Genomic DNA, 18,038 nt, shown 5'->3' on the forward strand with positions numbered 1-18,038 from the left:
GAACCTGTCCGATCCGGCGGATCACGGGGCGCGCCTCACCGCCGCCGCCGGCGCAGCACGAAGCCGATCACCTCCGCCACCGCCTTGTAGTGCTCGGTCGGGATGGTCTCATCGATCTCGACGCTGGCGTGCAGCGCGCGGGCGAGCGGCGGGTTCTCCACCACCGGCACGCCGTGCTGGCCGGCCACCTCGCGGATCTTCAGCGCCAGCGCGTCGACGCCCTTGGCGACGCAGACCGGGGCATTCATGCCGGTCTCGTAGCGCAGGGCCACGGCGAAGTGGGTCGGGTTGGCGATCACCACCGCGGCGCCCGGCACCGCCGCCATCATGCGCTTGCGGGTGCGGGCCATCCGCAGCTGGCGCAGGCGCCCCTTCACCTCCGGGTTGCCCTCGCTCTCCTTCATCTCCTCCTTCAGCTCTTCCTTGGACATGCGCAGGCGCGAGCGCCAGCGGAAGCGCTGGTAGAGGGCATCGCCGAGCGAGATCACCACGTAGGCGGCCAGGATGCAGGCCATCAGCCGCAGCGCCAGCGCCAGCGTCGCCTGCAGCACCGCCCCGGGGTCGAGGCGCGCGAAGGCCTCCAGCCGGTCGCGCTCGCCCCAGAGGACGAGGCCCGCGACGGCGCCGACGAGGAGGATCTTCACCAGCCCCTTGCCGAACTGGAACCACGCCTCCGGCCCGAACAGGCGCTTGAGCCCCGCCATCGGCGAGACGCGCTCCCACTTCGCGCCGAGGCTCTCGGTGGACCACACGAAGGGGTGCTGCAGCAGCCCGCCCGCGAGGCTCGCGGCGATGGCGGCCGCCGCCGGCACCACCAGGGCGAGGCCGAGCGCCAGCATCGCCCGCTGGCCCACGCCCGCGAAGCCGGCGGCATCCGCGGGGACTTGGTGGAGGGTCGCGAGCAGGCCGCGCAGGTCGAGCGTCAGGGTGCGGGCGATCCAGCCCGAGGCGACGAGCAGCACCAGCGTGAAGCCGCCGAGCAGGAAGAGCGTGTTGATCTCCTGGCTGTTGGCGACGTCGCCGCGCCGGATCGCGTCGTCGAGCCGCTTCTGGGTCGGCTCCTCGGTGCGATCCTCCTGCTCGGTGTCGCCGGCCATGCGCTCACGCCCTCCCGATCTGCGCCAGCCAGCGGCCGAGATCGTCCACGAACACCGCCATCATCACGCCCAGCGTGGCGAGCAGCACCAGCATGCCGATCAGGATCGAGGCCGGGGTGGCGACGAAGAACACCTGCATCTGCGGCATCAGGCGCGACAGCACGCCGAGCCCGAGGTTGAACAGGATGCCGAAGGCGATGAAAGGCGCGGCGATCTGCACCGCCAGGGCGAAGCCCCGCGCCACCGCCCGGATGGCGACGGAGGCTGCGTCGCCGGTGGCCGGCACGCCCGCCGGCGGCATCATCGCGTAGCTGTCGCGGATGCCCGCGAGCGCGAGGTGGTGCAGGTCGGCGGCGAGCACCAGGGTGATGCCGAGCAGCGTCAGGAAGGTGCCGAGCGTCGCCTGCTGGCCCGCGGTCGTCGGGTCGACCGTCATGGCGTAGGACAGGCCGAGCTGCTGGGCCACGATGGTGCCGGTGGTCTGGAGCGCGGCCAGCACCGCCCGCACGCTGAGGCCCAGCACCAGCCCGACCGCGATCTCGCCGATCAGCAGCCCGATCAGGGCCGGGCCGGCGCCCGCGCCCTGCATCGGCGGCAGGAGCGGGCGCACCATCGGAAACAGCACCAGCGCGACGAGCAGCGCGAAGGCGAGCCGCAGCCGCGGCGAGACCACCGTCTCGCCGATGCCGGGCATCAGCATGATCAGGGTCCCCACCCGCGCGAAGGTGAGGAGGTAGGCCGCCGCGATGCCGGGCAGGAGCAGGTTCACGGGCGGACAGGTCTCCGGTTCAGCCGCCCGCGGCGATCCGGGCGGCGATCCGGGTCATGTAGCCCGCCATCGCGTCCCCCATGAAGGGCAGCATCAGCAGCATGGCGGCGAAGACCGCAACGATCTTGGGCACGTAGATCAGGGTCTGCTCCTGGATCTGGGTCAGGGCCTGGAGCAGCGAGACCACGAGCCCCACCACCAGGGCGACCACCATCAGGGGGCCGGCCACCTTGATGAAGGTGAGGATGCCGTCGCGGGCGATGTCGAGGATGGCGAGGCCGGTCATGGAAGCCCTGCTGGAGCGGGGAGGTCGGGTGATGGCTCAACGGCCCCGTCGATCCCGGGCCTGCCCGGGATCGAGATCGATGCGTCGGCATCCCGGGCTTGCCCGGGATCGAGATCGATGCGTCGGCATCCCGGGCTTGCCCGGGATCGAGATCGATGCGTCGGCATCCGGGGCCGTCGGGATCAGATCTGCATCCGCATGATCTCCTCGTAGGCGGAGATCACGCGGTCGCGCACGGCCACGAGGGTCTGGAGCGCGGTCTCGCTCTCGGCCACGGCGGTCACGACGTCGACCACGTTGGCCTTGCCGGCGCCCACCGCCATCGCCTGCGCCTCGCTGCGGGTCCCGGCCTGCGCCACGCCGTCGAGGACGGAGGTGAGCATCTGGCCGAAGCCCGCCTGCGGGGCCGCGGGGGTCGAGAGGGCCGGGCCGGCCCGGCCGAGATTCTGGACCGCCGCGTAGGCGCCGGCCGCGAAGGCGTTGGTCGGCATGGTCAGGCCTTCAGGATGTCGATGGTGCGGGAGATCATGCGGCGGGCGGTCGAGATCATGTTGAGGTTGGCCTCGTAGCTGCGCTGGGCCTCGCGCATGTCCACGGTCTCGACGAGCAGGTTGACGTTGGGCAGCCGCACCTCGCCGCGGGCATCCGCGGCCGGGTTGCCGGGATCGTGCTTGGTGCGGAAGGGCGTCGCGTCGCGGCGCACCCGCCCGAGATCGACGACGCTGGCGTCGAGCTCCCGGTCGAGGCGCTGGGAGAAGGTCGGCACCTTGCGCCGGTAGGGCTCGGCCGCCGCGCTCTTCGGCTCGGAATCGGCGTTGGCGATGTTCTCCGAGATCACCCGCATCCGCCCGGACTGCGCGCGCAGGCCCGAGGCCGCGATGCCGATCGCCTTCATGAAATCCACGGCGCCCTCCCCTCAAACCGGACCGCTGAGCATGGCGGCGAACGACGGTCAGCGGCCGACCGCCGTGCGCAGCATCTGCAGGCTCTTCTGGTAGAGCGAGGCGGCGAGCTGGTAGTCCGCCTGGTTCTCGGAGGCCTTGAGCATCTCGTCCTCCAGGCTGACCGCGTTGCCGCTCGGCACCACGTCGAAGCGGGTGCGCTGGCGCTCCTCCGTGGGGCTGCCCGCGCCGCTGCCGGCGAGGTGCAGCGGGTTCGTCTGCGTGATGCCGAAGCCCGCGGGCAGCGCCGCCGCGAGGCTGCCGTCCGGCCGGAAGGCCGGGGCCTTGAGGTCCCGGGCGCGGAAGCCCGGCGTGTTGGCGTTGGCGACATTCTCGGCCAGCACCTTCTGGCGCGTCTGGTTCCACTGCATGCGGTTGCGCAGCATGCTCACGAGCGGGAGATCGGCGACGGGCACGGGAGCGGCCTTGCAGTTCGACCGCCGCGGCGGCGGGACCGGCAAAAAATGCCGGGTTCTTGGTTAAGGGGCGGTTAAACCGGGCGGGTGCGCCCGCCGGCGGCGCGGCCCGGCCCATGATGTTGTTAAGATGCCGTCATTCGCCCTGCGCACGCGCCGGAACCCCGTGTTACATACGCTCCATGTCGCGTCGGTGCCGCGGGCACCCTACTCGTGAGAGACCGTGCATTGCTCTCCTCGCTCTTCGGGACGGACGGTTCGCCCCTGATGTCCTATCTCGTCGTCTTCCTGATCATGGTCGTCCTGCTCAGCGCCTTCGCCTTCGGGGCCAAGCGCTTCGCCCGCGGACGCCTGAGCCTGAGCAGCGGGGGCGGTCAGCGCGGGCGCCAGCCGCGGCTCGGCATCGTCGACATCTACGAGCTCGACCGGCAGCGCCAGCTCATCCTGCTGCGGCGGGACAACGTCGAGCACCTCCTGCTCGTGGGCGGGCCGAACGACGTCGTGGTGGAGCGCAACATCGTGCGCGTGGCGGGGGCCCGCCTGCCCGCGGAGGCGGACGAGCGCGACGAGGCGCAGCCCGAGCCGCCGCTGCCGCTGCCTGCCGAGGCGGAGCCGCCCTCGCTGCCGCCGCCGCTGCCGCCCTTCCCGCCGCCGCCCTTCTCCCAGCCGCCCTTGCCGCAGCCGGCGGCCGCCCCCGAGCCCACCTTCACCTTCCCGCCGCCCCCCGCGGCTCCACCGCCGCCCGCGCCCGAGCCGCCCGCGGAGCCGGTGCGGCCCGCCGCCCCGGCGCGCGGCGCTGCGCGCTTCAACGCCTCGCGGCGGGTCGAGCCGCCGAGCCTGCGCACCGCCCGCCAGACCCCCCCACCCCTGGAGATGCCGTCTCCCGGCATCCCGTCTTCCGATCTGCCGGCTCCGGACGCACCGGCCCCCGCGCCGGCCGGAACCAGAGGGGCCGAGCCGCGCCTGGTCGATGCGGCGATCCTCAACGACATGGCGCGCCAGCTCGAAGAGGCCCTGCGGCGGCCCTCCTCGGCCGTGGCCCCGGCGCCGCGTGCACCGGAGGTGCCGGTGATGGAGCGCCCGCCTGCGCCCGAGCCCGACTTCTCGGTCCTCGCCTCCACGCCGGCGCCCGAACCGGAGCCTCCGCCGCCACCCCCGCCGCCGGCGCCGGAGCCGGAAGCGGTCATGCCGCCAGCCCCGGAACCGGTGCCCACGCCCGTTCCGGAGCCCGTCCCTGAACCCGCACCGCCGGAACCTGCGCCGGAGCCGGAGCCCGTCGTGCCGCCCGCCCCGGCGCCGGTCGCGGAGGCGCCGCCGCCCGAACCCGTCCCGGTGGTGTTCGAGCCCCCGGCGCCCGAGCCTGCGCCGCCGGCCCCCGAGCCCTTGCCGCCCGAATCCTTGCCGCCGGAGCCTCCGCCGCCGGAGCCCGCTCCGCCCGAACCGCCCCCACCCCCGCCGCCTCCGGAGCCCGAGCCCGAGCCCAAGCCCGAGCCGAAGGCGGCCTCCAGCGTGCAGAATCCATTCTCCGTCGAGGAGATCGAGGCCGAGTTCGCGCGCCTCCTCGGCCGCCCGCTCGACAAGCGCTGAGGCGGGGCGGCGCCTCGTCCGCCCGGGCTTGCGGGGGCGCCGAGGCACGCCAGCGGCTCCACGCCCTGCACCCGCACGGCCGTCCGAGGGGCGATCGGCGACGGCATCATCGCCAGCGGCTCGCGCCCGTCCGGCGCGGCCGGCGCTCAGGGCAGGTGCGCCGCTGGTTCGCTTTCGATCTCCTGCAGGGCGAGGTCGGCGAGCCAGCGCAGCTTCGCCTCGCCCTCCGCATCCAGCACCCGGGCGCGCGTGTCCGCGATGCAGAGCGTGCCGATGCAATGGCCGTTGCGCAGGATCAGCGGCTGACCGGCGTAGAAGCGCAGGTAGGGCGGCCCGGCGACGGCGGGATTGTCGGCGAAGCGCTCGTCGAGGCGGGCATCCGGCACGACCAGCGGATCGCCGCGCCCGCTGCGGTCGCTGGCCGCCACCGCGTGGGCGCAGAGCGAGACGTCGCGGCCGGTCTCGCGGAACGGCAGGCCGTGGCTGGCCTTGAACCATTGCCGGTCGCGGTCGACGAGGGTGAGGGCGGCATACGGCACCGCGAGGTCCTCCGCCGCGAGGGCGACGAGGCGGTCGAAGCGCGCCTCGGGCGGGGTGTCGAGGAGGCCGAGGCCGTGCAGGGCCGCGAGCCGTGCCGCCTCGCGGGGAGGCTTGGCCGCCCGCGTCCAGCGGCAGGCGGTGCGCATCAGCCACGCCCGCAGCCGCGTACGCGCGTAGCTCGGGGTGAAGGGCGCCACCAGACGGTCGCTGATGCCGATGGCCTCGTCTCCGCGCCGGTCGCCCGAGCGGCTGACGAGCACGACCGGCAGGTCGCGGCCGGCCGGCCCCAGCGCGCGCAGGGCGCCGCAGAGGCCGGCGAGGCGCTCGGCCGGCTCCGGGCCGTTCTCGACCACGAGGAGCGCCGGCCGGTGCCGCGCCACCGCCGCCGTCACGGCCTCGGTGGACAGCGCGACCTCGTGGAGGGCGATGCCGTCGCCGCGCAGGATCTCGGCGAGACGGGCGGCCTGCGCGGGATCCGCCGCGGCGATCAGCACCGATTGTGCGGCGAGGGCGGAGGACACGGCCTCGCGGGCACTGGGGTCCGGCGCGACCGCGGGCCCGGCGGTGCTCCCCGCCGCGAGGTCGATGCTCCGCCCCTCCGCCGCCGCGAACACCGCGACGCCCGTCGTGTCCCGGTAGCGCGCCACCAGCGCGTCGAGGCTGTCGTCGTCCCGCTGCGGATCGTGATGCGTCAGGGCGAGCCGGCGCACGCCCGCCGCCTCCGCCACCGCGATCGCGTACTCGACGGTGCTGTGGCCCCAGCCGACCTTGGAGGGGTACTCCGCATGCGTGTACTGCGCGTCGTGGATCAGGAGATCGGCGCCGCGCAGGAAGGCGACGTGGCGCCCGTCCTGCCCGTCGAAGTCGCGCCCGCCCACGGCGGCCTCGGTGCAGAAGGGCTCGTGGTCGAGGGCGTAGACGAGCGTCGCGCCGTCCGCTGAGAGCCGGTAGCCGAGCGTCAGGGCCGGGTGGTTGAGGTAATGGGTCGTGACCGCGACGTCGTCGGCCTCGCCGAGCGCGAGGCCGCCCTCGACGAGTTCATGGTAGCGGATCGTCGCGCCGAGCTGCTCCAGGGCCACCGGGAAGTAGCTGTACTGCATCTGGCCCGACAGGGTCTCGCGCAGCGAGGCGCCGAGCCCGCGCGGCGCGTAGATGTCCCACTCGTTGCCGGGGGTGAAGAAGGGCGCGAAGAACGGCACGCCCTGGATATGGTCCCAATGCGTGTGGGTGATCAGGACGTGGCCGCGCAGCGGCCGGCCCTCGGCGGCGAGTTCCTGACCGAGCGCGTAGGCGCCCGTCCCCATGTCGAGGATGACGAGCGTCCCGCGGGCGGTGCGCACCGCCACGCAGGACGTGTTGCCGCCGTAGCGGATGGTGCGCGGCCCTGGGATCGGCAGGGAGCCCCGCGTTCCGTAGAAGCGAACCTGCATCGCGCCGCTCCGCGCCTCCTCCGGCCGCCCGAGCCGGGCCGGCGCACCGGCCCGCCTCGGTCAAGCGGGGCCGGATTCTGGGGCGAGATCGGCGTCCGCCGCAAGGGCCGCCGTCAGGTGGGATCGATCCCGTGCTGGGGACGCGGCGGGCCGCCGTGGTGATCGGTGAAGGTCGACCGCTCGCCGGTCCGCTTCGCCCGCTCCACCCGCGCCCGCTGCCAGATCAGGACGCCGATCACCAGCAGGAAGGTCGTGAAGGCCAACATGTAGATCAGGCCGGAATCGCCCATGGGTTTACCTCCCGAAGTCGTTCGCCGAAGTCGTTCGGGCGGCCGCGCATCCGGCCGCCGCACTCCCTGTCACAACTCGCAGGCGAGCCGTCGGGGGCGTTGCGGCAGATTGTCTTGGTCTTGGCCGGTGATCGCGGCGCGGACCGCAATCCTGATCCGGCACGTCCGCAATGGAGAGAATAAATTCCTTCGCAACGGCCTCGCTTGGTCTTGTGGATGCTTGCGGCGCCGCGGCGGGCGGGCAACCGCCGGACGCAGAGCCCGGCGCGGTCTCGCCGGTGGGACGGTATGGGGCGCGGCGTATCGGCAAGCCGACGCGGCGGAGGCTGGGCTCCGCCGTCCCGAAGCGATCAGCGCATCCGGCAAGCGGGTCGGACAGGAGGCGGCGGCCGTGAACCCCGGAACGAACGGAACCCGCCGCGGCGGCGCGCGGCGGGTCCGGTAAGTCACGCATCCGTTCAGGGCTTGGCCGCGACCGGGCCGGCCAGTTCCGGATAGTCCTTGAGCATCGGCGCGCCGTTGAGGGGCTTGGCGAGACCCTGGTGGCAGGTGGTGCAGTTCACCTTCGCCGGATCACCCTCGGGTCCGAGCCGCTCGGGCGGCAGCACCGCGGCGGTCGGGTCGATGTAGGTGCCGTTGATGTCGCGCACCATCCGGATGCCGTGCCACGCCGTGACGCGCTTGGGCGTGCTCTCGCTCCACGACGAGAAGGCGCGGGTGTTGTGGCAGTAGGTGCAGTTGACGCCGAGGCCCTCCGACATGTGGATCATCAGCGCGTAGGTGCGCTCGGTGTGCTGCAGGCTCTCGCCGCGGGTCTCGGGCAGCGCGGTGGTGGCGGCCACGCGCACCGCGCGCTCGCCGACCGCCTTGTCGCCGAGGAGTTCGCGGTAGGGGTCGTAGTTCATCGAAGAGAGGCCGGCCTGGAGGCTCGGGTGGTTCTGCCCGGCGTCGCGCGCCGCGAAGCCGCCGGGATGGGCCGGGCCGGGATTGATGTGCCAGACGTTCGCCGGCACCGGCTGCCCGCGGTGGCAGGTGTAGCAGGTGACGCCGGTCTCGCCGACGTGGTTCTTCCACGGACCGTTGATGGCCCGGACCATGCGGAACATCGTCCGGGCCACCGTCTTGGCGTAGACGCTGTCGTCGGCCATGTTCTCGACGTTGTGGCAGTAGGCGCAGCCCTGCTCGGGCGAGACCCACTCGGTGATCGAGGCCATGATCCGGTTGAACTGGTCGGTGCTGAGGTCGGTCAGCACCTGCACGTTCTGGTAGGTCTTGGTCGCGGGCTCGCCGCCGGGCGGCGCCGGATCCTGGGGGGCCGGCGCCTCGTTGCGGGCCAGAAGCGCGGCCTGCGCCTTCGGGCTGTGCACCTGCACCATGCCGGTGCCGCGGAAGCCCACCTGCTCGGACTGCACGGGGGGCAGGACCCAGCCCGCGGTGCCCAGCATGGCGCCGGTGAGGAGGACGGCGAGAACGACGCCGAGGAGCTGAAGGGCGATTCTCATCGTACACCTCCCGTGACGCTCAGGGGATCGATCACCGGCGCACCGATCTGCGGATAGCTCGGTGCGACGCCGTGCTTGATGGCCCAGAGATACCAGTTGTCGACCACCGTGCCGGTGAGCAGGATGCCGATGCCGCCCGTGAGGGTGGTGAGCACCGCGAACCACCACGCCCAGCGATGGACGGATTCCATCGTGGCGTTGAAGCCCATGGTCCAGCGCCAGAACAGGGCGGCGCGCTCGGTGGCGGTGCCGCGGTCGACGATCTGCTCGATCTCACGCTCGCCGCCGTAGCGGCTCACCGCCAGGATGGTGGCGCCGTGCATGGCGAAGAGCAGCGTCGACCCGTACAGGAACGCGATCGAGAGCATGTGGAAGGGGTTGTAGAACAGGTTGCCGTAGCGCAGCGAGAAGGCCGCGGTCCAGTCGAGGTGCGGGAAGATGCCGAACGGCACCGCCTCGCTCCACGAGCCCATCAGGATCGGCCGGATGAAGCCGAGCACGAGGTAGAGCCAGATCGCCGAGGCGAAGGCCAGGGGCACGTGGGTGCCGAGCCCGAGCGCCCTGGCGCGGCGGTAGAGCCGGACCCACCACAGCAGGATCGAGGCGGTGAGGAAGAAGCCCGCGAGCAGCCACCAGCCGCCCTCGGCGAGCGGAGGCAGGATCTTGAGCCCGTGCTCCGGGCGGGGCGGTTCGAGGGCGAGCCAGGGGAGCTGGCGCAGGAACTGGATCGGATCCCAGTTCACCGAGGCCCACATGTTCAGGCCGATGATCTCGATGGCGATGATCCCGCTCACCAGCGAGAGCGTGCCGAGCGTGCCGAGATAGATCGGCCCGACCTGCGCGTTGCCGATCAGGCCCGCGAGGTAGCTGAACTGGCCCCGGCCGACGCGCTTCTCGCCCTCCTGGATGGTCACCCCGGGCTCGGGGTGACGGGGATGGACCTGAACCTGCGTGAAGATGTTCTGATAATACGCCATGGCGGTCTCGACCTTCCGTGCGAGTGGCGTCGGGAGCGTGGGGTTGGGCCGGCGCGTCAGCGCCAGACCGGCAGGTTGAGCCACCAGCCCCACCATTCGGGCCAGCCGCGCGTCCAGAACGGGCCGGAGATCACGATGCAGACCGCGCTCCAGAACCCGGCCGAGAGGGCCAGGAACAGACCGAGCCGGTGGATGCCGAGCGTGCCGATCGAGTAGCCGATCGTGTCGCGGAAATAGGTGTCCTCGTGCTCGGGCGTCTTCACCACCTCGCCCTTGCCGGGATTGGTCGAGGACAGGATCAGCGATCCGTGCAATGACAGGGCGAACGTCGTCGTGAAGAAGAACGTCACGCCGAGCATGTGCGCCGGGTTGTAGTGGAAGTGAAGATATTGGTAGCCGACGTTCGACACCCAGTCGAGGTGGCTCAGGATCCCGTAAGGGAAGCCGTGACCCCAGGCGCCCATCAGCATCGGGCGGATCACCACCAGCGTCACGTAGGCGAAGATCGCCACCCCGAAGGCCACCGGCACGTGATAGCCGATGCCGAGCTTGCGGCAGATCTCCACCTCGCGCAGCGCCCAGGACACGAAGGCCCCGATGGCGCAGACCGTGATGAGCTGCCACAGGCCTCCTTCCTTGAGGGGCGCGAGCGCGAGCCCGTACTTCAGATCCGGGGGGGCGATGTTGATCTGCCAGACGTTCCAGGTCGGCCCGATCGCCGCGCCCCAGACGATCAGCCCGGTCCCGAGCAGCGTGAAGAACAGCGTCGTGACGCCGAAGAACCCGACGTAGAACGGCCCGACCCAGAAGTCGAACAGGTCGCCCCCGAGCAGCGTGCCGCCGCGCACCCGATATTTCCGCTCGAAGTTCAGCATGGCCATGGCGCGGCCCTCCCCGGTCGCCGTTCGGCAGCAGTGGATCGCCCGCGGGCGGTGCGCCGGTCGGCCCGGGTCACCGTCCGCGGTCTGGAGCGCTCGCGCGCTCCGGCCCGACCGTCAGGTCGGCAGCACGAGAGCGTGCGGGGCCTCGGCCTTCTTCACCGCCGGCCCCTCCAGCCAGTTGAACCGGCTGGTGCTGAGCAGGATGAAGTGAATCAGGATCGCGAGGACGAACAGGAAGGTCGCCAGCGCCACGAGCGTGCGGCGCGGATCGAACAGGAGCCAGATCTTGTGCATGGTCGCGTCCTCCTCAGGAGATGAACGGCAGCAGGCCGTGGGCGGCGTAGGTCACGCCGTCCTGCAGCGAGGTGTAGCCGTTCGGTCCGGGCAGCCACGGCCGCCACAGCCAGACGAGGAAGTGCGCCACGACCGCGATGGCCGTGAAGATGATGAAGCTGGTGACGAAGATGCCGTGGAACTCCTTCGCCTCCGCTTCGGTGAGCCCTGAGAGGGTACTAGGTTTGTCGATACCGTTGGCCATTGCCGAACCTCCGGGTGCAGGGCCGCGCGGGAGATCCCGCGCGGGGTGTGTCGCCCCTCGAAGCCCCGAACGGGGCCAGAGGGGCGGTCTCTCCGCCGCCGGGGCGGCGGAAACCGGCCGTGTCTCAGCACGGGAGGCCTCGGCCCGAAGGGCAGCAGCCCCCGAGGGGCTCTAGCCCATGAAGGCGAAGGGGATGGCCGAGAGGGCCATCGCCCGCGCCTCGCCGAACACGGAGCGGCGGGGGCCCGGGGGGGCGGCGCCGCGGCCCGGGAGGAGGCGCTGCACGACCGCCGCGACCAGGAAGACCGGGTAGGTCGCTCCCAGGATGATGCGGAACTGGACCTGCTCCTGATGCGCGCGCGAGACCGTGGCGAACGGACGGGTCATGGCGTCGAACCTCCTCCTCCCGCCGGACGGCGGGTGCGTCGCAAGGGCCGTTCCCGGCCCGATGTCCTGGCGGCCGCCGCGGCCTGCGCCGCGGCGGGATGGCGTGTCGCGGCGGCGTCAGGCGGCCGCGTCGAGCGTCGAGCGGGCGCGCTCGACGCAGAGTTCGGTGACGTGATCGGTGCCGAGCCGCCGCGCCTCGCGCTCGGCCGCGTCGCGCAGCCGCTTGGCGAAGGAGATCCGCACCAGGACTGGGCTTTCGCCGACCGCCAGGTCGAGCCGCGTCCGCGCGTTCTCGTCCCAGGGCAGTTCGGCCTGCAGCCGCGCCGGGGTGGCCTCGACGGCGTCGAGGTCGCGGGCGAGCGGCAGGATGTGGAAGAGCGCGTCGAAGAGCGCGTTGCAGACCTCCTGCACGAGGTAGGTCGCGCCCGAGAAGCCCATGAAGGGCGTGCCGGTGTGGCGGCGCACCACCGCGCCCGGGAAGGAGGCCGGGATGTAGACCGCCCTGCCCCCGCACTCGGCGAGGTACATGCGCTCGTTGTAGGAGCCGAACAGCACCAGCGGCGGCGTCTCGCGGATCGCCTGGCGCACCGCCGCGTTGTCCGGCTTGGTGCCGGCCGTGCGCGCGACCGCGAAGCGGCAGGGCAGCCCCATCTCGTCCTCGAGGAAGTGGCGCAGGCCCCGCGCATAGGTCTCGCTCGCCACCACCCCGAAGCTCGCCGAGGCGAAAAAGTCCTGCGTCACCGAGCGCCAGAGGTCCCACAGGGGCTTGAGCGTGGTGTGCTTCTCGCGCGCGATGAACGGCTCGGGGTCGAGGTCCAGGATCTCCCCCAGCGCCCGCAGGAACTTGGTCGTGCTGTGCACGCCGATCGGCGCCTGCAGGTAGGGCCGGTCGAGGGCCTCGCAGAGGAGGCGCCCGTACTCGCGGTAGAGGCAGATGTTGGCCTCGGCCTCGGCCAGCCGCGGCACGTCCGCGAGGTGGGAGCCGAGCGGGAAGACGAGGTTCACCTCCGCGCCGATCCCCTCGACGAGGCGGCGGATCTCCGCGAGGTCGGAGGGCATGTTGAAGGTGCCGTAGGCCGGCCCGATGAGGTTGACCCGCGGCCGGGCGGCGGGGTCGCGCGGCGCGGCGCCCTTGGAAACGCTGCCCTTGCGGCCCGCCTTCTTCGCCCCGTACTCGTTCCAGAGCCAGGACAGGGCACGGTCCGCGGCCTGCCACTGGTCCTCGTCGATGGTGCGCGGCAGGAAGCGCTGCAGGTTGGTGCCCTCGGGCGTCACGCCGCCGCCGATCATCTCGGCGATCGAGCCCGTCACGACCACGCTCGGCTGGGTCGGGTCGAGGGTCGCGTGGGCGCGCTTCATCGCCCCCTCGGTGCCGTGGCGGCCGAGCTCCTCCTCGGCGAGGCCCGTCACCACGATTGGCAGTTCGTGCGGGGGCAGCGCGTCGGTGTAGTGCAGCACCGAGGTCACCGGCAGGTTCTCGCAGCCGACCGGGCCGTCGATGACCACCTGCAGGCCCTTGATCGCCGTGAAGATGTAGACGGCGCCCCAGTAGCCGCCCGCGCGGTCGTGATCGAGGACGAGCATCAGGCCATCTCCCCGATCGGCGGAGCGGGGCGCTTGGGCAGGACCTTGAGCGCCGGAGGAGCCTTGGGCACGTCCTCCCAGATGCCGGCCGCGTCGCCCTCGCCGACGCCCGAGAAGAACGCCCGCATGGCGGCGAAGCGGTCGCGGTTGCCGAGCGCGGCATTGACCACCTGCGCCAGCGAACCGGCGCCCGCCACGCCCATCAGCGGGCGGGCCGAGATCAGGTTGGTGAAGTAGAGGGCGGGGATCGCCCGCTCCTTGGCCTTCTGCACCACCGGGGTCGTGCCGACGGCCAGATCCGGCGCGTGGTCGTCGAGCGCCGCGAGGTCCTGCTCCAGCGAGGCGCGGAACCGCACCTGCGTGCCGCGGGCCTCCAGCCACTCCCGGTCGGCATCCGAGAAGCGCGTGCGCGGGCAGGCCGTGCCGACATAGGGCACCTCGGCCCCGCTCTCGACGAGGAGGCGCGCGACGAGGAGTTCCGAGCCCTCGTAGCCCGAAAGCGTGATCCGCCCGCGGATCGGGCTTGCGGCAAGCGCCGCCCGGATCGCCGGCAGGATCCGGTTCTTGGCCGCCGCCACCGTGGCGCGCGCCACCCCGCAGGCCTCCCCTACCGCGTCGAGCCACGCGGCGGTGCCGTCGTGGCCGACCGGGGCCGAGCCGAAGACCGGGCGGCCCGCCGCCTCGAACTCGCGGGTGCAGGCGGTGTAGAACGGGTGGATCGCCGCGACCGCCGTGCCGTCGAGGGCGGCGTAGAGCTCCCGCCACTCCCGCGTCGGCACCACGGGGCCGAGCGCGAGCCCGAGCGGGTCGAGCAGCGCGCCGATCTGGACCGGGTCGGCCGGAAACATCTCGCCGAGCAGCGTCACGCTCGGGCGTCCGTCGCGGCCCTGGCGGGGGGCGGCCACCGGCCCGCGCTCCGCTTCCGCGCGCGCCACCTTCAGCATCGCGCCGGCGAGCACGTCCTTGGCTTCGGCGTGTGTCGGCACCCCGAAGCCCGGCACGTCGATGCCGATGATGCGCACCCCGTCGATCTCCCGCGGCAGCAGCCGCAGCGGCACGCCGGACGCGGTGGGCACGCACAGGTTGATCACCACCACCGCGTCGTGCTGGGCCGGGTCGGCGACCGCGTGCACCGCCTCGCGGATGTCCTCGAACAGCTTGCCGGTGACGAGGGTCTCGGAGTTGAACGGCACGTAGCCGACCGTGCGGCGCGCGCCGTAGAAGTGCGACGTGAAGGTGAGGCCGTAGACGCAGCAGGCCGAGCCCGAGAGGATCGTGGCGGTGCGCCGCATCCTGAGGCCCACCCGCAGCGAGCCGAAGGCCGGGCACATGCTCTGGGGCTGGTCGTGGGGACCGGCCGGGTAGTCGCGCTTGAGCGCCGCCAGGGTCTCGCCGAGGCCCGCGGCCTGAGTCGCCGCCTGCAGGGCCGCCTTGTCGAGGGCCGCCTTGCCCGAATGGCAGCCGTGGCCGTCCTCCCGGGCCGCCGCGAGGTCGACGCCCTCCGGCGGAGCGGTGCTCCGGGCGCGCAGCGCCGCGATGTCGAGGGTGGCGCCCATGCTCACACCGTGTCGTAGACGACTTCGAGGGAGAGTTTTTGCGTGAGCGGGCGCCCGCACATGTCCTCCAGGCTCGCGGGCTCCAGCACCACGCCGCGTCCCACCGCCTCGCCTTTGAACAGGCCGAGCAGCGCGTCCTGGCTCAGGGGCCTGGGCTGGTGCGGGAGCGCGTCCGCGACGTTCCCGGCGAGGCTGGCGAACAGCGAGCCCCAGCGCCCGTCGGGCCGGCCGATGATCTCGTAGTTCGCGCTCTTCTTGCGGATGTCGTCGTCGGCCGGGATCGAGGCCAGCACCGGGATGCCGACCGCCTCCGCGAAGGCCTGCGCCTCGCCCGTGCCGTCGTCCTTGTTGATGACGAGGCCGCCCACCCCGACATTGCCGCCGAGCTTGCGGAAATACTCCACCGCCGAGCAGACGTTATTGGCGACGTAGAGCGACTGCAGGTCGTTCGAGCCGACGACCACGACCTTCTGGCACATGTCGCGGGCGATCGGCAGGCCGAAGCCGCCGCAGACCACGTCGCCCAGGAAGTCGAGCAGGACGTAGTCGAAGCCCCAGTCGTGGAAGCCGAGCTTCTCGAGCAGCTCGAAGCCGTGGATGATGCCGCGTCCGCCGCAGCCGCGACCGACCTCCGGCCCGCCCAGCTCCATCGCGAACACGCCGTCGCGCTTGAAGCAGACGTCCTCGATGGCGACCGCCTCGCCCGCGAGCTTCTTGCGGGTCGAGGTCTCGATGATGGTCGGGCAGGCCCGCCCGCCGAACAGCAGCGAAGTGGTGTCGCTCTTCGGATCGCAGCCGATGAGCAGCACGCGCTTGCCCTGCTGGGCCAGCATGTAGGAGAGGTTGGCGAGCGTGAAGCTCTTGCCGATGCCGCCCTTGCCGTAGATGGCGATGATCTGTGTCTCGCGCGTGGCCGCGACCGGCACCGGACCGGGGGCGATCGCGGCCTCGGCGCGCAGGAGGGCGGCCGGCGGACCGGCGGAGCGCAGGACGGCTCCGTTCAGCGCTGCGGTCATGAACAGGCTCTCCAGTCGAGGACCATCTTGAGGCAGTCGGGGTCGCCGAAGGCGGTGGCGTAGGCCCCCGGCGCCTCGCTCGCCCCGCGGCGATGCGTGATGAGGCCGTCGAGGCCGAGCGCGCCTCCGGCCACCAGGGCGGCGACGGCCTGCAGGTCGTCGGGGCGCCACTGGGCCGAGACGCGCAGGCGCGCCTCGCGCAGGAAGGCCGGCGGGAAGGCGAAGCCGAGGGGCGCCTCGTAGAAGCCCGCGAGCACGATTTCGCCGCCGGGCCGCATCCGGGCGATCAGCGCGTCGAGGAGTCCGGCATCGCCGCTGACGTCGGTGATGCGCGCGTAATCGGTCTCGTCGCTCTCGGGGTCGATCACCGCGTAGCCGTGCGCGCCCGCGCGCCGCGCGGGGTCGCGCTCCCACACCACCGGCTCGGCGCCCGCCAGGAGGGCCAGCCGCGCGAGCAGCCGCCCCAGCGTGCCGTGCCCGACGATCAGGTGGCGCCCCCCGCCCTCGCTGCCCGACAGCGCGTGGTAGGCCGTGGCGGCGAGCGCCATCAGGATGCCGCGCTCGCCCAGGCCCTCGTCGAGGGGCAGGAGCCGCGCGCCCTCGACAACGAGGTGCGAGGCCGCCCCGCCGAACAGCCCGCGCACCGGCCCGAAGCAGCGGGCGCCGGGCACGAACACGAACTCGCCGACCCGGCGGCCCGAGGCGGGACCGGCCTCCACCACCCAGCCGGCGGATTCGTAGCCCGGCACCAGCGGATAGCCCATGCCGGGGAAGTCCGGCATGCGGCCCGACCAGAGCAGGCGTTCGGTTCCGGTGCTGATGCCGCTCCAGGCCACCGCCACCACGGCGTCGGCCGCGCCCGGGGCGGCGAGCGCCAGCCGGTCGAGGCGGAGCCGTTCGGGTCTGTCGAGGATCACGGCCAGCGCGTGCATGGGGTCCGCCGTCTCCGCCCTCGCCGGGCGCGTGCCGCTTTGTGCAGCAAGTGTCATCTTAGTGGTGCACTAGAGAGCGTCAAGTTGAGTTTACACATGTGAGTGGGAAACGCGCTGTTCCGGCGGCCGTTCGGCGATGAGCAGGCGCGTGAGCATCGGCCGGCGGGTGGGCACCTCGCGCACGGCCGAGAAGCCGGCGCGGGTGAGCATGCCGGCGAGTTCGGCGGCGGTGCGGGGGCGCCCGCTGCCCATCGCCAGCAGGTAGAAGCCGAAATACGCATCCCCCACCGGCTCGGCCCCGGGGGTCCCGGCCATCGGCTCGGCCAGCAGCAGCGTGCCGCCGGGGGCGAGCGCCGCGTGGGCGGCGCGCAGGAGGGCGAGGGCCGGCGCGTCGTCGTGGTCGTGCACCACGCGCACGAGCGAGACGGCGTCCGCGCCGGGCGGCAGGCCCGCGTGGAAGCTGCCGCCGACCGCCTCGGCGCGCTCCGCCAGCCCCTCGGCGGCGAATCGCGCCCGGGCTCGGGCCGCCACCGGCGGCAGGTCGAACAGGGTCAGGCGCAGCTGCGGATGGCGCCGCAGCGCCGCGATCGCGAAGGCGCCCTCGCCCCCGCCGATGTCGAGCAGGCGCCGGTGCCGCGCGAGGGGCCACGCGTCGAGGATGTCGCCCGCGATCAGCGCCTGCGAGGCGCCCATCAGGGCGCTGTAGGGGCCGGTGGCCTCGTCCGGCAGCCCCGCCGGATCGGCGGCGCCGGCATAGCCCCAGTAGGCCGCGAGCCGCGTCGGCCCGCCCTCCCGGCGCAGCAGCGCCACCGGGTCGCGCAGGTCGTCGTACAGCATGGCGTGGTGGGTGATCATCGCGGCGACGCCGGGATTGCCGAGGAGCGCGGCGCCGAGATCGGCGAGGGCGTAGCGCCCGTCCGGCAGCGGCGTGAGGAGGTCGAGGGAAGCGGCGGCGCGCAGGAGCAGCCGGGCCGAGTCGGGCGGCAGGCCCACGCGGCCGGCGACCGTCTCCGGCGGCAGCGGCCCGTCGGCCAGCATCCGGAACAGGTCGAGCCGCACGCAGGCCGTCAGCACCTGCGCGTAGACGAAGCCGGCGCAGAGATCGAACAGCGCCCGCGCGTTGCGCTGCGCCACCGCCCGCGTGAGGGGAAACCCCGCCGCCCAGCGCTGGAAGGCGGGGCGCGCGACCAGCCGGTGGCGGAAGGCGAGCCAGCGCTCGCGCCAGCCGGCTGCGCGGGGCGGCGGGGCTGCCGACAGGTCGGCTTCAGGGGTCGCTCGCGCCATGATGGGTGCTCGCCCTCGGGCTGTG

At 72.9% G+C, this 18,038-nt stretch carries 20 protein-coding genes; 1 reads left to right on the plus strand and 19 read right to left on the minus strand.

The genetic code is table 11. From position 1 onward, the window contains the following. Positions 1-35: 35 nt before the first annotated feature. The 6 genes from flhB to flgB form a co-directional block, all read right to left on the minus strand. On the minus strand, positions 36-1,097 hold the full coding sequence (gene flhB, locus MFF61_RS10420) for a flagellar biosynthesis protein FlhB (RefSeq protein WP_238235043.1): 1,062 nt from the start codon (positions 1,095-1,097) through the stop codon (positions 36-38). A 4-nt stretch (positions 1,098-1,101) separates the two neighbouring features. Beyond that, positions 1,102-1,866, minus strand: a complete 765-nt coding sequence (fliR, locus tag MFF61_RS10425; RefSeq protein ID WP_238235044.1) for a flagellar biosynthetic protein FliR — start codon at positions 1,864-1,866, stop codon at positions 1,102-1,104. A gap of 19 nt (positions 1,867-1,885) precedes the next feature. Beyond that, positions 1,886-2,152 carry a flagellar biosynthesis protein FliQ gene (gene fliQ, locus MFF61_RS10430; protein WP_238235045.1) on the minus strand — a complete coding sequence of 89 codons (267 nt, stop codon included), beginning with the start codon at positions 2,150-2,152 and terminating at the stop codon, positions 1,886-1,888. Between the two features lie 182 nt (positions 2,153-2,334). Continuing rightward, entirely contained in the window at positions 2,335-2,643 is a 309-nt protein-coding gene (gene fliE, locus MFF61_RS10435) for a flagellar hook-basal body complex protein FliE (protein WP_238235046.1), read from the minus strand. Positions 2,644-2,645: 2 nt separating this feature from the next. Beyond that, on the minus strand, positions 2,646-3,056 hold the full coding sequence (gene flgC / locus MFF61_RS10440; protein WP_238235047.1) for a flagellar basal body rod protein FlgC: 411 nt from the start codon (positions 3,054-3,056) through the stop codon (positions 2,646-2,648). A gap of 48 nt (positions 3,057-3,104) precedes the next feature. Further along, on the minus strand, positions 3,105-3,509 hold the full coding sequence (gene flgB / locus MFF61_RS10445) for a flagellar basal body rod protein FlgB (protein ID WP_238235048.1): 405 nt from the start codon (positions 3,507-3,509) through the stop codon (positions 3,105-3,107). A gap of 267 nt (positions 3,510-3,776) precedes the next feature. On the opposite strand from flgB, the gene MFF61_RS10450 reads away from it, so the two are divergent. Next, positions 3,777-5,096, plus strand: coding sequence for a hypothetical protein (locus tag MFF61_RS10450; RefSeq protein WP_238235049.1), 1,320 nt, complete (start codon positions 3,777-3,779; stop codon positions 5,094-5,096). Positions 5,097-5,242: 146 nt separating this feature from the next. Here the strand turns inward: MFF61_RS10450 and MFF61_RS10455 are convergent, their stop codons facing one another. The 13 genes from MFF61_RS10455 to MFF61_RS10515 all read right to left on the minus strand — a co-directional run bounded on the left by MFF61_RS10455 (position 5,243) and on the right by MFF61_RS10515 (position 18,013). Then, a complete protein-coding gene (locus MFF61_RS10455) occupies positions 5,243-7,066 on the minus strand; it encodes an MBL fold metallo-hydrolase (protein WP_238235050.1) in 1,824 nt (607 codons plus the stop codon). Positions 7,067-7,179: 113 nt separating this feature from the next. Further along, entirely contained in the window at positions 7,180-7,356 is a 177-nt protein-coding gene (locus MFF61_RS10460; protein WP_238235051.1) for a hypothetical protein, read from the minus strand. A 458-nt stretch (positions 7,357-7,814) separates the two neighbouring features. Then, positions 7,815-8,858, minus strand: coding sequence for a photosynthetic reaction center cytochrome PufC (gene pufC / locus MFF61_RS10465; protein WP_238235052.1), 1,044 nt, complete (start codon positions 8,856-8,858; stop codon positions 7,815-7,817). Next, positions 8,855-9,835: a photosynthetic reaction center subunit M gene (pufM, locus tag MFF61_RS10470; RefSeq protein WP_238235053.1), complete on the minus strand. Its 981-nt coding sequence runs from the start codon at positions 9,833-9,835 to the stop codon at positions 8,855-8,857. Before pufM ends, pufC begins: the two co-directional genes overlap by 4 nt. A gap of 56 nt (positions 9,836-9,891) precedes the next feature. Further along, entirely contained in the window at positions 9,892-10,716 is an 825-nt protein-coding gene (gene pufL / locus MFF61_RS10475; protein WP_238235054.1) for a photosynthetic reaction center subunit L, read from the minus strand. A gap of 114 nt (positions 10,717-10,830) precedes the next feature. Continuing rightward, a complete protein-coding gene (gene pufA, locus MFF61_RS10480; RefSeq protein ID WP_238235055.1) occupies positions 10,831-11,010 on the minus strand; it encodes a light-harvesting antenna LH1, alpha subunit in 180 nt (59 codons plus the stop codon). Between the two features lie 13 nt (positions 11,011-11,023). Then, on the minus strand, positions 11,024-11,254 hold the full coding sequence (gene pufB, locus MFF61_RS10485) for a light-harvesting antenna LH1, beta subunit (RefSeq protein WP_238235056.1): 231 nt from the start codon (positions 11,252-11,254) through the stop codon (positions 11,024-11,026). 171 nt (positions 11,255-11,425) lie between these two features. Continuing rightward, positions 11,426-11,641, minus strand: a complete 216-nt coding sequence (locus MFF61_RS10490; protein ID WP_238235057.1) for a hypothetical protein — start codon at positions 11,639-11,641, stop codon at positions 11,426-11,428. 117 nt (positions 11,642-11,758) lie between these two features. Beyond that, on the minus strand, positions 11,759-13,225 hold the full coding sequence (bchZ, locus tag MFF61_RS10495; RefSeq protein ID WP_238235058.1) for a chlorophyllide a reductase subunit Z: 1,467 nt from the start codon (positions 13,223-13,225) through the stop codon (positions 11,759-11,761). Next, positions 13,225-14,781 carry a chlorophyllide a reductase subunit Y gene (bchY, locus tag MFF61_RS10500; RefSeq protein WP_238235059.1) on the minus strand — a complete coding sequence of 519 codons (1,557 nt, stop codon included), beginning with the start codon at positions 14,779-14,781 and terminating at the stop codon, positions 13,225-13,227. Before bchY ends, bchZ begins: the two co-directional genes overlap by 1 nt. Positions 14,782-14,783: 2 nt before the next feature. Next, on the minus strand, positions 14,784-15,797 hold the full coding sequence (locus MFF61_RS10505; protein WP_238235060.1) for a chlorophyllide a reductase iron protein subunit X: 1,014 nt from the start codon (positions 15,795-15,797) through the stop codon (positions 14,784-14,786). Further along, complete coding sequence (bchC, locus tag MFF61_RS10510) at positions 15,794-16,729, minus strand: chlorophyll synthesis pathway protein BchC (protein ID WP_238235061.1); 936 nt, start codon at positions 16,727-16,729, stop codon at positions 15,794-15,796. Before bchC ends, MFF61_RS10505 begins: the two co-directional genes overlap by 4 nt. A gap of 90 nt (positions 16,730-16,819) precedes the next feature. After that, on the minus strand, positions 16,820-18,013 hold the full coding sequence (locus MFF61_RS10515) for a methyltransferase (RefSeq protein ID WP_238235062.1): 1,194 nt from the start codon (positions 18,011-18,013) through the stop codon (positions 16,820-16,822). Positions 18,014-18,038: the final 25 nt, after the last annotated feature.

The sequence above is a fragment of the Methylobacterium isbiliense genome (assembly GCF_022179325.1).
GTDB lineage: Bacteria > Pseudomonadota > Alphaproteobacteria > Rhizobiales > Beijerinckiaceae > Methylobacterium > Methylobacterium isbiliense.

Coding starts and splice junctions, on each gene's coding strand:
- flhB (WP_238235043.1), bottom strand. CDS start 1,097: ATGGCCGGCGACACCGAGCAGGAGGATCGCACCGAGGAGCCGACCCAG.
- fliQ (WP_238235045.1), bottom strand. CDS start 2,152: ATGACCGGCCTCGCCATCCTCGACATCGCCCGCGACGGCATCCTCACC.
- fliE (WP_238235046.1), bottom strand. CDS start 2,643: ATGCCGACCAACGCCTTCGCGGCCGGCGCCTACGCGGCGGTCCAGAAT.
- MFF61_RS10450 (WP_238235049.1), top strand. CDS start 3,777: ATGTCCTATCTCGTCGTCTTCCTGATCATGGTCGTCCTGCTCAGCGCC.
- MFF61_RS10455 (WP_238235050.1), bottom strand. CDS start 7,066: ATGCAGGTTCGCTTCTACGGAACGCGGGGCTCCCTGCCGATCCCAGGG.
- MFF61_RS10460 (WP_238235051.1), bottom strand. CDS start 7,356: ATGGGCGATTCCGGCCTGATCTACATGTTGGCCTTCACGACCTTCCTG.
- pufC (WP_238235052.1), bottom strand. CDS start 8,858: ATGAGAATCGCCCTTCAGCTCCTCGGCGTCGTTCTCGCCGTCCTCCTC.
- pufM (WP_238235053.1), bottom strand. CDS start 9,835: ATGGCGTATTATCAGAACATCTTCACGCAGGTTCAGGTCCATCCCCGT.
- pufL (WP_238235054.1), bottom strand. CDS start 10,716: ATGGCCATGCTGAACTTCGAGCGGAAATATCGGGTGCGCGGCGGCACG.
- pufA (WP_238235055.1), bottom strand. CDS start 11,010: ATGCACAAGATCTGGCTCCTGTTCGATCCGCGCCGCACGCTCGTGGCG.
- pufB (WP_238235056.1), bottom strand. CDS start 11,254: ATGGCCAACGGTATCGACAAACCTAGTACCCTCTCAGGGCTCACCGAA.
- MFF61_RS10490 (WP_238235057.1), bottom strand. CDS start 11,641: ATGACCCGTCCGTTCGCCACGGTCTCGCGCGCGCATCAGGAGCAGGTC.
- bchZ (WP_238235058.1), bottom strand. CDS start 13,225: ATGCTCGTCCTCGATCACGACCGCGCGGGCGGCTACTGGGGCGCCGTC.
- bchY (WP_238235059.1), bottom strand. CDS start 14,781: ATGGGCGCCACCCTCGACATCGCGGCGCTGCGCGCCCGGAGCACCGCT.
- MFF61_RS10505 (WP_238235060.1), bottom strand. CDS start 15,797: ATGACCGCAGCGCTGAACGGAGCCGTCCTGCGCTCCGCCGGTCCGCCG.
- bchC (WP_238235061.1), bottom strand. CDS start 16,729: ATGCACGCGCTGGCCGTGATCCTCGACAGACCCGAACGGCTCCGCCTC.
- MFF61_RS10515 (WP_238235062.1), bottom strand. CDS start 18,013: ATGGCGCGAGCGACCCCTGAAGCCGACCTGTCGGCAGCCCCGCCGCCC.